The following is a 13,069-nucleotide window of genomic DNA, read 5'->3' on the forward strand; positions in this document are numbered from 1 at the left end:
ATACCCTAGTAGCGGAGGATTAGATTGCTTTTAGCAATCGCCAGGGGATTCATTCCGTGCATTGGTTTTGGAACATGGCAAGCTAAAAGTGGGAAAGAAGCAGCAGATGCTGTTACAACAGCCCTTCATTTAGGTTATCGGCAGCAGCTTATGGAAATGAACATAGTGTCGGAGCTGCTATTGCACGCAGTGGTATTAAACGAGAAGACTTATTTATTACGAGTAAACTTAATAATTTTGATCATGGGTACGAAGAAAATTTGGCAGCTTTTGATAAAACGATGAAAGAATTGGAGCTTGATTATTTAGATTTATATTTAATACACTGGCTAATCCCATTATACATCGTCATTATTGACAAGAAGCAAATGTTGGGACTTGGAAAGCATTTGAAGAGCTCTACCTTGTTGGGAAAATTCGTGCCATTGGTATTAGTAATTTTCTTCCTCACCCTATTGAGGAGTTATTAAAAACAGCAACGATTGTGCCGATGGTCAATCAGATTCGATTGTGTCCTGGGGATACTCAAGAGGAGGTTGTGAAGTATTGTCGTGAACTTGGAATATTACTTGAAGCTTATAGTCCGCTTGGGACTGGAAAAATTTTTGAAGTTCATGAGAGGCAACAGTTGGCAGCGAAGTATGGAAAAAGTGTCGCGCAAATTTGTATTCGCTGGAGTTTGCAAATGGGATTTTTACCATTACCTAAGTCGGTTCATTATGCTCGAATTGATGAGAATGCGCAAGTTTTTGATTTTAAATTCGATTCTTATGATATGGAACTGATTGCAAATTTAACAGGATGTGTCGGCTATTCACGCAATCTAGATACAACAGATTTTTAAAGCTCAGATGGTTTCTGAGCTTTTTTTATTTCTTTAAAAAAGAAGTCTATTGAACAAGTTTTACAAAGGTTAAAAAATGATGGGAGCGTGTTTCTTTTTATTGGGTCTGTAATTTAGTAGAAAGAAATTGATGAATCATTTAAAAGCTGCAGTTAATCTCCTTGTTGCTGATACACAGACAAGGGATAATGAGGTATATTTAATATTTATCAAAATGTCAATTGATGTTATGATAAATAAAAAGAGTCTATGGTGGAGAGGTTTAAAGATGTCAGATGCATTAATTACAAAAAGAGCCATTGCGACGGGCCTTAAGGAACTGGTGGATGAGAAGCCTTTTAATAAGATTTCCATTCGAGATATTACGGAAAAATGTGGACTTAATCGTCAGACTTTTTATTATCATTTTCAAGATAAGTATGAGTTAGTGAATTGGATTTATTATCAGGAAGGATTTGCACCTTTAATGGAAGGGGTGACTTTTGAAAATTGGTATTTAAAAGTTGAGGATTTATTAGTGTTGATGAAGAAAGAGCAATCGTTTTACTATAGCACCATTAGTTGTGACGAGCGTGGTATGACAGAGTATCTATTTAATATTACGGCGACTTTATTTAAAGAAGCAATTGAAAAATTAGATGAGTCTCATACCGTACAGCCGGAAGATGAAACGTTTATTTCTCATTTTTTTGCCCACGGGGTATGTGGTACCATTATTTCTTGGGTTAAAAGTGGAATGAGAGAAGATCCTAAACTAGTAGCCATGAATTTGAAATATATTGCCATTAATTGTGAAAAGTTGGCTTATCATCGTTATATGAGTGCCGCATCTGACTAAAAAATAGTTCTTGAGATTTCAAGAACTATTTTTTAGTTAAAGAGAAAATCGATTTTAAAAAAGTAAATCATTAGGATTGATAGGCCTCTAATAAGTGAAGTAACCACGCTAGTGTAACATCAGGTGCTTCATGATGTTGAAGGCGAAGGCGTAATTCATGGTATATTAAATTTAAGTCAGGCTCTGTGATTTCTCTTCCACAGAGCAATTGTAAGGCTTCAAGAATATTGCGAGCTGTACGATCTGTTTTTTTTATTTGATGGCGAGTCAAACGTTTGAAAGCTGTTTCGAATAAACGTTGTTTTATTTTTTGATCTAAGGACATGATATCGCCTACTTTAAATGAATTTTATAATTTATTTTATGAAAAATTAGAGATTACGAATATAGACAAAAGGGCCTATCTGTCTAGTATTTAGACAATGTTATATGGATGTCTAGTATTTGGACAAAACGGTTAATTTGTCTAATTTATTTTTAGAAATTTAGTGATACATTAACAGTGTGAACAAAACAAATACTGGGGGTTATAATCCATGAGTAAAAAATCTAATTTAGTCAAAGGGGCAGCATTTGCTGGTGCCGCTTCAGCTGCTATTTACGGTGCTAGAAAATATTATGAAATGAAACAAGAAGGTAATCGTTCAAATTTAGAACTTGATGTTAATCGTGACGTTTACTTTGTCGGTGGAGGACTCGCCTCTTTAGCAGGTGCTGCTTATTTAATTAGAGATTGCAAGTTACCAGGTAATCGCATTCATATTATTGAAGGAATGCATATTTTAGGCGGAAGTAATGATGGAGCCGGTGATGTTAGTAATGGATTTATTTGCCGTGGAGGGCGTATGTTAAATGAGGAAACGTATGAAAACTTCTGGGAGTTATTTTCAACAATTCCATCACTTGATATGCCTCATATGAGTGTGACAGAAGAAATCTTAAATTTTGATCATTTACATCCAACGCATGCTCAGGCCCGTTTAATTGATAAAGAAGGAACGATTTTAGATGTCACAAGTATGGGATTCAATACGGAAGACCGATTAGCGCTTGGTAAATTAATGGTAACACCAGAAGAAGCGTTAGATGATATGACAATTGAAGAATGGTTTGCTCATACACCACACTTCTTTACAACGAATTTCTGGTATATGTGGCAGACAACATTTGCATTCCAAAAATGGTCAAGCTTATTTGAATTCAAACGATATATGGAACGTATGATTTTTGAATTTTCACGTATTGAAACATTAGAAGGGGTAACACGTACGCCATATAATCAATATGAATCAGTTATTTTACCACTTAAAGTTTACTTAGAAGAACATGGCGTTGATTTCAGTATCAATGCTGTGGTAACCGATATTGATTTCGCTAAAGGAGAAGGTATTACTGCTACAGCAATTCATATTGAAACGGCAAATGGTGAAGAAGTGATTGAGTTAAAACCTGAGGATTTATGTATTATGACAAATGGTTGTATGACAGATTGCGCAACGCTTGGTGATTTAAATACTGCTCCAGAATATGCACCACAAAACCCAATTTCAGGTGAATTATGGTCTAAAATTGCAGATAAAAAACCGGGTCTTGGAAATCCAGAACCTTTCTTTGGAAATCCTGAAGAGACAAATTGGGAAAGCTTTACGGTTACATGTAAAGGGAATAAATTATTGAAAATGATTGAGAAATTCTCAGGAAATATTCCAGGTAGCGGAGCTTTAATGACATTTAAAGATTCAAACTGGCTAATGAGTATTGTAGTGGCTGCACAACCACACTTTAAAAATCAACCAATGGATACAACAATTTTCTGGGGATATGGATTATACACAGATAAAGTTGGAGATTATGTTCAAAAACCAATGCGCGAGTGTACAGGGGAAGAGATATTATATGAATTAATTCACCACTTACATTTTGAAGATGAAATGGATGAAATTATGGATTCAGTCGTGAATGTCATTCCATGTATGATGCCATATATCGTTTCACAATTCCAACCACGTAAAATGACTGATCGTCCTCAAGTTGTTCCAGTAGGCTCAACTAACTTTGCAATGATTAGTCAATATGTTGAAATTCCAGAAGATATGGTCTTTACAGAGGAATTCTCAGTTCGTGCTGCACGCATGGCCGTTTATACACTAATGAACTATCACGAAAAAGAAATCTGTCCAGTAACACCATTCAAAAAGAACCCAAAAGTACTAAAAAATGCACTAAAAACATCTTATAGATAAAAAGCTAAGAGATGCGTTTAACTCCGAGCAAAAGTTTAAAGTCACCTTAGTGCTTGAAAAGCACAAGCGTGGCTAGAACTTTATGGAGGAGTTGCGTCTTGAAGCTATATTGATAGATAACCCTGCATTAAATATTTCTAATCCTCGGTTGCTCGGATTGAAATATTAATAATGCAGGATAAGATGGTCTAAATTTCATATCATTCAATTAGACCATCTAAAAAGCTAAAAGACGCGGGGAGCCCCATCCTGCGAAGCAGGTTTCCACTATAGATGGGGAGATTTCTACGTACTAAGTTGGGGCGATATATGGAGGAGTTGCGTCTTGAAGCTAGATTGATAGATAACCCTGCATTAAATATTTCTAATCCTCGGTTACTCGGATTGAAATATTAATAATGCAGGATAAGATGGGGGGCCCCCGGCAGTAAGCGAAGCGAACACTCCTCAATTGCCGGGGATAAAGTCTAGGTACTTAGTAGAAGTTATCTTTAATAACTTCCTAGAGGAGTTGTGTTTTGAAGCTAGATTGATAGATAGCCCTGCATTAAATATTTCTAATCCTCGATTACTCGGATTGAAATATTAATAACGCAGGATAAGATGGGGGGGCCAGCAGTGAGGGAAGCGAACACTCCTCAATTGCTGGGGGATAAAGTCTAGATACTTAGTAGAAATTATCTTTAATAACTTTCTAGAGGGGTTGCGTCTTGAAGCTATAAAGTGAAAAATAACCTCAATCTTTTTATTGAGATTTACTTTTATTAAATGTTCTAATCCAATCTTACTTATTTCCAGTTATCTAATCTCTTAACTAAAGCCAAAAGGAGTTATCTTCTTAGAAGATAGCTCCTTTTGTTTCAATAAGACTAAAAAAAGAGAAGCACTCATCAGAGGCTTCTCTTTTAAGGTTAAATTATGATTAATTTTAATGGTCGATTAAATTGCTCAAGGTATAGTGTGGATAATTGATTTAATCGGATTAAGTATGGGCTTGGAATGGTTTTAGAAAATTTAATACTGATAGTCTCTTCTGATACATCGATTGAATTAAATTCTGATTTAAGTGCATTTAAGTAAGAACAGAGTTGAACGATCAAACTTAGTTTTTTACAGTGTTCAAATTCTTCAGTTGATAGTAACATTTGATGTTCAGGTTCTATTTTAAGATTATATTTTTCGCCTGCACGTATTGTGTAAGCTGTCATTAATTGTTCTTTGACATTGAGTCCATTGATGCTAATGTTCATCAAGAGATAAAAGGTATGTTTTGAATTGTTTTGGTATGAAATAATTTGCCCGATGTCAGACAATTTACTACTGGCTTTTAAAATGTTTGTGGATGATAAATCGTTTATCTGAAGTTGATTCGCTAAAGTGATGGATGACTGCTTTAATCGATCATTATGATGAATTGGCAATCGATAGTGATATAAAAGATTTGATAGTGAGTAATCAAGGACTGACTGTGGTGGAATGTTCAGTTGATTAAAGATAACACCTTGTCTAATACCGTAGCGATTAATAATTAATGATTTTGAATCAATGTAATTAAAAAGTGATCTTATTGTCATTAAACATCCTAATACGATATCAGCTCGATCTTTAGAAAGTCCTTTTAACTCTTGACGATCTTTTAAAGTTAATGGAGCTAATAACTGATACATTTCTTCAAGGTTAGTGTCAGATAGGTGATACTGATGTTGTAACTTTAAAGAATCTCCTATTCGATTTCGATAGAGTTTACTGATGGTACGAATGGTGCCACCAATTCCGATGACTGGAAGATGGATGGCATCTTTTAACCAGCTAATTTCCTCAAAGGTTTGTTTCATATGAGCATTAAATAATTTCTCTTTATCTTTGGTGAGTGATGAATCTAATTCAAAATTTTTAGTGGTGATGATTGCTCCAAGTGGTAGGCTAATCGCATGGATGAGCTGTTTTTGTTTAACGAGAACAATTTCCATGCTTGAACCGCCAATATCGATTTGTAGATAGTCTGATAAATCAATGGTGTGGTGAGTCGCTAAATAGCCATAGTAGGCTTCAAGTTCACCAGGTATTAATTCAATCGTGATATGGAGCTGATGTTGAAGTTGATGAATGATGTTTTCTGAATTTTTTAATCGACGCATTGTCTCGGTAGCAATTGCTTTGATATCAGTTACTTCTTCTACTTCACAAATGTGTTTAAAGTAGCTTAGAATATCTCTTAATTTATAAAATCCCTCAGTTGTTAAATCTTTCTTGGAATCGATAAATTGACCCATTCGAAACTGAATTTTTTTTTCATAAGTAATATCAAAATAACGCTCAGAATAAAGATTGGCAATTAATAATTTGATAGAGTTTGATCCAATATCCATAATACCTAGTTTTTTCAAATGAATCACACCTTTTTTATTTGATTTTAATGAAGTTAATTGTCTGATGATTATATATTATAACAAATATTTGCGAAAGATTTCGTCAAAACTCATTAAGGTGAATGATTAATGAAAAATAGACAAAAATATAACAGATAATTAACATTTAATGTCATATTTAGTAGTAATGTCTGTCTAGGAATGAATAATAATCACGATATGATTGGGAGGTAGTGAGATGACACTGATGATGGATCAACCGAGTCATTTTTTAAATCGAGAGTTAAGTTTACTTAAATTTAATCAGCGGGTATTAGAAGAAGCGAAAAATAGTCAAAATCCTTTATTAGAACGAATTAAATTTTTATCTATTGTCAGTTCTAATTTAGATGAATTTTTTATGGTTCGGATTGCCGGTTTGTATGATTTGTGTCAAGCCAGTGTTGTGAGTGAAGATATTTCAGGACGATTACCTTATAAGACATTGAGAGAGTCTTTAGAAAAGACTCGGCAATTAGTAAAAGAACAATATGAAACCTATGATTTGTTAATGGAAAGTTTAAAAGATAAAGGAATTTATCTAGTGACGTATGAACAGTTAGATGAAAAGACTAAAAAAGAGATGGATGACTATTATCGTCATGAAATTTATCCTGTTTTGACGCCGATGGTGATTGATCAAGCAAGACCATTTCCACTTATCTCAGATAAAACATTGAATATTGGATTGTTACTTAAAGAGAAACTAGATGGTGATTTAGTTTTTGCAACCATTCAGGTTCCATCTGTATTACCGCGACTTGTTAGGGTACCAAGTGAAGAGGGCATTTATCATTTATTATTAGAAGATTTGATTAAGGCAAAACTGTCTGAATTATTTAGTAGTCATTATGTCTTACATTCATCATGTTACCGAATTACTAAAAATGCAGCGATGCATTTAGATGAAGAGGATGCTGAAGATTTATTAGAGACCATTGAACAATCTTTAAAGCAACGTAAGTGGGGTGAGATTATTCGAATCGAAATAGAGGATGCTCCTCCGAGAGAAATGATTGAGATTTTAGAAAGTGAGTTAGAGATTGAAGAGGATTATGTGTTTCGTGTTGATGGGCCAATTGATTTAACCTTCTTATCTAAATTGTCTGGAATTAAAGGTTATGAAGAGTTAAGATTTGAAAAATTAAAACCTCTTTATATTCCTGAATTAAAGGAACGGAATATATTTCAAGTGCTGAAGGAACGAGATGTTTTGTTACATCATCCCTTTCAATCATTTGATCCTATTGTTAAGATGATTCAAAAGGCAGCAGATGATCCGAAAGTTTTAGCCATTAAACAAACGCTATATCGCGTCAGTGGAAACTCACCGATTGTTGAAGCATTAGCACGGGCTGCTGAGAATGGGAAACAAGTGACTGTTTTAGTAGAGTTAAAAGCGCGTTTTGATGAAGAAAATAATATCCATTGGGCAAAGAAACTTGAAAAATCAGGATGTCATGTCATTTATGGAATGATTGGATTAAAGACACATTGTAAGATTTTATTAATCGTTCGTAAAGAGAAAACAGGATTGATGCGCTATGTTCATTTTGGAACAGGAAATTATAATGATGTAACAGCTAATTTCTATACGGATATTGGGATTATGACATCTGATATGCAGTTTGGGGAAGATGCGTCTATTTTATTTAATATGTTATCAGGTTATGCATCTGCACATGAGATGAAAAAAATTACGATTGCCCCTCATAAGCTTCGTCTTAAGTTTGAGCAGTTAATTAATCGTGAGATTGAACATGCGAAAAAGGGGAGAGAGGCTAAGATTATTGCGAAGATGAATGGGCTATATGATAAGCAAACGATTTTAAAGCTATATGAGGCTTCACAGGCAGGTGTGAAAATTGAGTTGATTGTGCGTGGTGTTTGTTCACTTCGTCCACAAGTTCCAGGGTTAAGTGAAAATATTACGGTACGAAGTATCGTGGGTCGATATTTAGAGCATAGTCGTATTTATTATTTTTATAATGATGGAAATGAAGAAGTTTATATTTCGAGTGCAGATTGGATGTATCGCAATTTAAGTAAACGGGTTGAGACAATGGGGATTGTTGAAGATAAAGAAATTTTGGAACAAATGAAGAAGATTTTAGAGTTATATCTTCAAGATAATACGAAGGCTTATGAACTCCAAGCAGATGGAAGTTATGTGAGAGTTCAGGATGAATTACATCAAGTACACGCTCAGTCTGAGATGGTGAAGTTGATGAAAGGCTCAAAGTCAAACCCCAAACGTTATGAAAGACTGATTCCAGTCGAACCACTAGGTAGAACGAAATAAATCAATTTGAGCATCTTTTTCATTAAATGGAGAATAAGAAAAAGGAGATATCGAGTGGAATATCTCCTTTTTTCTTTGAGTCATTTTTAACGTTTATTATATATATAAATGGCATTAAATTTTTGGTGGCTAAACGTTTCACGCTAATATAGAAATTTGGGTGAGGAACGGATTTTGCTTAATAGTCTCATACTCAAAATATCAATAATCTTTTTCCTGTTAGAGAGGAATAAAAAGTAATGATTGAATCAGGTTAAGTTTAGCGATATGATTACTTTGTAAAGGGGTGGAAAGATGTTTAAAAATTTATGGCACAAAGATAAAGGCCTTGTGGTTGCGCTCGGGTTAGTTGGATGTTTAATATTAAGTGCTATTGGGTTTTATTTTTGGGGAACTGTGCCGATGATAGAACCTGTAGGCACTGAGATTGTCGTTCATCGAGGGGATAATCTAGAATCGATGATTCAAGTCTGGTTTAAATCATATATGGAAGGGTATGAATCTTTTTTAATTCCTGTTAAACAACAGATTAAGGGATATGAAGTTAAGTCGTATACGACATTAGAGACTGGAGATAACCCGGTCGTGCAAATTGATTTCACTATTTCTCCAAGAGTAAAGAATCAGGATTTAACATTAGCCTTTGAAGGATTTGAAGAAAAGGGTGAGATTCATTGTCAGTGGGTTTTATGGTTGAAGGAAAGTGTAGCACAAGAGGAGACATATATCATCACTCGAGTTGGACGTCGGGCACCATATGATGCCGAGATTTACTATGAAAGTGGAGAACAGGAAAAAGATGAGTATGAGCAAGAATTTATTGAGGAGATTCCATATACACAAACCATGTATACGTACAAAATTGATAATGAAAAATGTTATGTGAGTTATGATGGAGGGCAGATGTGGGTAGAGGTACCGATAGATTTAGAAACTTTAGTTAAGGTTTCGGATGGACATTCATCTTATAATAAGCTCCAAGAGGGGAGTTATTTGATTTCTCCAAATAAAACAGCTTTTGTTTTTGGAGGAGCTTATAACGCAGAGGAAAAAGGATTTTCTCCATTAAAATTAATTTATTCGAATGATCAAGGACAGTCTTGGCAGACGAGTGTCATAAGTTCTGAGGTTTCAGGTGTTCGTGTGAAATTTATAAGTTTTCCGACTTCATCTGTTGGATATGTTGTGGCGGCTTTTGGAAGAACAATGTCTCAGGAGGCACAAGCTATTTTTAAAACAGTAGATGGTGGTATAACGTGGGAATATTTTGGTTCTACTCCGCGCACGAGTTTATTACAAGCAGCGGGATTTATTACCGAAACGATTGGATTTTTTACATATCCTGTTGTAGAGGGAGCTGATACAAACTTTTATCGCACGGATAATGGTTATATATACAGTGAAATTAATCTACCTGTCATTGAAGTTGATGGACTTACACCATTTGTTCAACCTGAAATTCCATACTTTGAAAATGATGAATTATATTTAATGGTTGGACAAGGACCAGATAGTGATTATAAAGGCGGACGATTAATGGCTAAATTTAAATCAAATGATTTAGGAATGACTTGGGAGTTTGTTGAATATGTTGAGCCACCAGTAACAGAAATTGGATAGGGGGAGATTAAAATGAAGTTAATTTATCAGGCAGCGCAAGAGGAAGATATTCCCTCCATTTTTGAGTTAAATAAACAATTAATCGATCAATATGAGGATATTAAAATCATTGATTATGAGCAGGTTTTAAAGTGGGTATATCAAAAGATTGAAACCCATATTCAAGATTACCAAGTTATTTTTTTAGGAACGAATAAAGTGGGGTATTTTTATTTGCATGATAAAGATGGCAAAATGGAGCTAGATGATTTATATATTTTAGAAACTTATCGTGGACAGGGAATTGGAAGTCAAGTTTTAAGAGATTGTTTGACACAATCAAAACAGAGAAAACGAAATCTTTTTTTATATGTGTTTTCTCAAAATAGGAGAGCCATTTCTTTATATCAATCATTTGGTTTTGAAGTGATAAAAGCGATAGGAAAAACTCGTTACATTATGGAAGTTGAGCTCATAAAATAAAATAGAATTGATGCGAAATTAAGATAGTCTTTTTGTAATTTTTGTGGAATTTAATGGGTTATATCTTAATTTTTAGATTCAAACATGCTAGAATATCTATAAATTTTAAATCTAAAGGAGAGAGTATAGAGATGGACCCGGAACCGAGTCATTTAATTTCACAGTTTATTTTGATTGGAGTGTTAACTGCTTTAAATGCTTTTTTTGCTTCAGCTGAGATGGCGATTGTTTCTTTAAATCGTAATCGGATTAAAATGCTCGCAGATGAAGGAAATAAAAAAGCAGAATTATTACTAGGGTTGTTAGATGAACCAAATAAGTTTTTATCCACGATTCAAGTTGGAATTACGTTAGCTGGATTCTTTTCTAGTGCTTCAGCTGCAACTGGAATTTCAGATATAATGGGAAAACAGCTGATGCAGATAGGAATTCCTTATGCAGGGGAAATTTCTTTGGTTGTGGTGACGCTTATTTTATCTTATTTTACGCTAGTATTTGGAGAGTTATATCCAAAGCGGGTGGCACTAAAAAAATCAGAAGTGATTGCTATGTTCGCTGTTAAACCGATTGTTATGATTTCTAAGCTAACGAGACCGTTTGTTAAGCTATTATCGTTATCCACTAATTGTTTAATTCGAATTAGCGGAATGAATAGTGATGACCTTGAGGAAAATGTCTCTCGTGAAGAAATTAAGTCATTAATTGAAGCGGGACAGGAGCATGGGGTCATAAATGAAATTGAAAAAGAAATGATTAATAGTATTTTTGAGTTTGATGATAAATTAGCTGAAGAAGTCATGACTCCTCGAACCAAAGTCTATTTAATTAATATCGACCAACCTCTCGAAACTTATATTGATGAATTATTAGAAGAAAAGTATTCTCGTATTCCGATTTATGAAGGAGATATCGACAATATTATTGGTGTCTTGTACATGAAAGACTTTTTTATGGAAGCTTACAAAGTAGGGTTTGAAAATGTGGATATTAGACAGATTATGCACAAACCTTATCTGATTCCAGAACGAAAAAATATTGATCAGCTATTCAAAGAACTTCAAAAATCTAAACATCATTTAGCTGTCTTAATTGATGAATATGGTGGTTTCTCAGGAATTGTTACGATAGAGGATTTAATTGAGGAAATTATGGGGGATATAAACGATGAATACGATGAAGATGAACCTGACATCAAAAAAATTGATAATGAAACGTATTTAGTCGATGGATTGATTAGTATTAGGGATTTAAATGAAAGATTACATTTACAATTAGACGAAGAGTGTGAAGATTATGATACGTTAGGTGGATTATTGATTAATTTAATCGGTTATATCCCAACGGAAGAAGATCACCAAGTCATCGAATATCAAAATATTGTCTTTAAAATTGATCAGATTCAAGAAATGCGTATCCAGAAAGTAAAGGTATTACTTCCTGAATCGGTAGAAAAAATTAGTGCATAATAAAAAAATCTCCTATAGCTTTCAAAATAAAGTGTTAGGAGATTTTTTTTATTTTCTTCATCTATAAAATATGATACACTTTATGTAAGCGTTTTAAAGATAAAGGTGAAATTTTTAAAAATTTTTGGGAGATAAACGTATCATGAAATAAAGGTTTCATTATTGATTCATTTTTGTTATAATAGTCGAAATACCTTGGGAAGACTAGTACTAAAATGAAATATAATTAAAAAGACAGGAGGTCATTTTATGACTAAAATTGCAGCATTTTTTGATATAGATGGAACGATTTATCGAGAAGGGTTAATTACGGAGGTTTTTAAAAAAATTATTAAATATGAATTAATTGAAGAAGATGTTTGGCATAACGAAGTCAAGCCCGTCTATTTAAAATGGGACCGACGTGAAGGAGACTATGATGAGTACTTATTGAAGATGGTCGATGCTTATAAACAAGCTATTTTAGGAGTTAGTAAAGAACATATCGATCACGTTGCACAAAAAGTCATTAACCAAAAAGGTGATCGTATTTATACATTTTCTCGTGAGCGTATGAAATGGCACAAGGAGCAAGGTCATATTGTGATTGCTATTTCAGGTTCGCCAATTGAATTAGTTAGTAAAATGGCGACTAAATATAAAATGGATGATTTCAGAGGAACGATTTATGAAACGGATGAAGCAGGAAGATATAATGGTGAAGTGATTCCAATGTGGGATGCGGTTAGTAAGCAAAAAGCACTTCGTGAGTTAGTTGAAAAGTATGATATTGATTTAAGCCAAAGCTACGCCTATGGAGATACGACAGGGGATTTAACAATGTTCCATCATGTTGGAACACCATATGCGATTAATCCAACAAAAGAATTAATGATGAAGCTAATGG

General features: G+C 34.0%; 12 protein-coding genes. 10 read left to right on the forward strand and 2 right to left on the reverse strand.

Translation table 11 applies throughout. The features are described 5' to 3' along the window. The first annotated feature begins 24 nt into the window (after nucleotides 1–24). The 4 genes from QWC74_RS04270 (at nucleotide 25) to dhaS (ending at nucleotide 1,682) form a co-directional block, all read left to right on the forward strand. Nucleotides 25–285: a hypothetical protein gene (locus tag QWC74_RS04270; RefSeq protein ID WP_039931100.1), complete on the forward strand. Its 261-nt coding sequence runs from the start codon at nucleotides 25–27 to the stop codon at nucleotides 283–285. Continuing rightward, nucleotides 195–470, forward strand: a complete 276-nt coding sequence (locus QWC74_RS04275) for an aldo/keto reductase (RefSeq protein WP_262942093.1) — start codon at nucleotides 195–197, stop codon at nucleotides 468–470. Before QWC74_RS04270 ends, QWC74_RS04275 begins: the two co-directional genes overlap by 91 nt. After that, nucleotides 431–844 (forward strand): aldo/keto reductase, encoded by a 414-nt coding sequence (locus tag QWC74_RS04280; protein WP_288993933.1) that lies wholly within the window; start codon nucleotides 431–433, stop codon nucleotides 842–844. The genes QWC74_RS04275 and QWC74_RS04280 overlap by 40 nt, the downstream gene beginning before the upstream one ends. Before the next feature lie 268 nt (nucleotides 845–1,112). Next, nucleotides 1,113–1,682 (forward strand): dihydroxyacetone kinase transcriptional activator DhaS, encoded by a 570-nt coding sequence (dhaS, locus tag QWC74_RS04285; protein ID WP_040763893.1) that lies wholly within the window; start codon nucleotides 1,113–1,115, stop codon nucleotides 1,680–1,682. Between the two features lie 70 nt (nucleotides 1,683–1,752). Here dhaS and QWC74_RS04290 read toward each other — a convergent pair whose 3' ends face one another. Beyond that, nucleotides 1,753–2,007: a hypothetical protein gene (locus tag QWC74_RS04290; protein WP_006784260.1), complete on the reverse strand. Its 255-nt coding sequence runs from the start codon at nucleotides 2,005–2,007 to the stop codon at nucleotides 1,753–1,755. A 211-nt stretch (nucleotides 2,008–2,218) separates the two neighbouring features. Here QWC74_RS04290 and QWC74_RS04295 point away from each other — a divergent pair, with 211 nt between their 5' ends. Beyond that, the gene (locus QWC74_RS04295) at nucleotides 2,219–3,925 is read left to right on the forward strand and encodes an oleate hydratase (protein ID WP_006784259.1); all 1,707 of its coding nucleotides are present in this window, start codon (nucleotides 2,219–2,221) and stop codon (nucleotides 3,923–3,925) included. A gap of 911 nt (nucleotides 3,926–4,836) precedes the next feature. On the opposite strand, the gene QWC74_RS04300 is transcribed toward QWC74_RS04295, so the two are convergent. Beyond that, nucleotides 4,837–6,312, reverse strand: coding sequence for a Ppx/GppA family phosphatase (locus QWC74_RS04300; protein ID WP_006783299.1), 1,476 nt, complete (start codon nucleotides 6,310–6,312; stop codon nucleotides 4,837–4,839). A 220-nt stretch (nucleotides 6,313–6,532) separates the two neighbouring features. Between QWC74_RS04300 and QWC74_RS04305 the strand changes: the two genes are divergently transcribed. From QWC74_RS04305 to QWC74_RS04325, 5 genes are all read left to right on the forward strand, one after another. Next, complete coding sequence (locus QWC74_RS04305) at nucleotides 6,533–8,635, forward strand: RNA degradosome polyphosphate kinase (RefSeq protein WP_288993931.1); 2,103 nt, start codon at nucleotides 6,533–6,535, stop codon at nucleotides 8,633–8,635. A 294-nt stretch (nucleotides 8,636–8,929) separates the two neighbouring features. After that, nucleotides 8,930–10,255, forward strand: coding sequence for a sialidase family protein (locus QWC74_RS04310; protein ID WP_006783297.1), 1,326 nt, complete (start codon nucleotides 8,930–8,932; stop codon nucleotides 10,253–10,255). 12 nt (nucleotides 10,256–10,267) lie between these two features. Next, complete coding sequence (locus QWC74_RS04315) at nucleotides 10,268–10,717, forward strand: N-acetyltransferase (protein ID WP_006783296.1); 450 nt, start codon at nucleotides 10,268–10,270, stop codon at nucleotides 10,715–10,717. Nucleotides 10,718–10,848: 131 nt separating this feature from the next. After that, nucleotides 10,849–12,183, forward strand: a complete 1,335-nt coding sequence (locus QWC74_RS04320) for a hemolysin family protein (protein WP_006783295.1) — start codon at nucleotides 10,849–10,851, stop codon at nucleotides 12,181–12,183. Nucleotides 12,184–12,432: 249 nt separating this feature from the next. Next, nucleotides 12,433–13,069: HAD family phosphatase (locus QWC74_RS04325; protein WP_288993932.1), on the forward strand; the 637-nt coding region annotated here is incomplete at its 3' end.

The organism is uncultured Turicibacter sp. (genome assembly GCF_938044715.1).
Classification (GTDB): Bacteria; Bacillota_I; Bacilli_A; order MOL361; family Turicibacteraceae; genus Turicibacter; species Turicibacter sanguinis.

Coding starts and splice junctions, on each gene's coding strand:
- QWC74_RS04315 (WP_006783296.1), top strand. CDS start 10,268: ATGAAGTTAATTTATCAGGCAGCGCAAGAGGAAGATATTCCCTCCATT.
- QWC74_RS04310 (WP_006783297.1), top strand. CDS start 8,930: ATGTTTAAAAATTTATGGCACAAAGATAAAGGCCTTGTGGTTGCGCTC.
- QWC74_RS04290 (WP_006784260.1), bottom strand. CDS start 2,007: ATGTCCTTAGATCAAAAAATAAAACAACGTTTATTCGAAACAGCTTTC.
- QWC74_RS04305 (WP_288993931.1), top strand. CDS start 6,533: ATGACACTGATGATGGATCAACCGAGTCATTTTTTAAATCGAGAGTTA.
- dhaS (WP_040763893.1), top strand. CDS start 1,113: ATGTCAGATGCATTAATTACAAAAAGAGCCATTGCGACGGGCCTTAAG.
- QWC74_RS04320 (WP_006783295.1), top strand. CDS start 10,849: ATGGACCCGGAACCGAGTCATTTAATTTCACAGTTTATTTTGATTGGA.
- QWC74_RS04295 (WP_006784259.1), top strand. CDS start 2,219: ATGAGTAAAAAATCTAATTTAGTCAAAGGGGCAGCATTTGCTGGTGCC.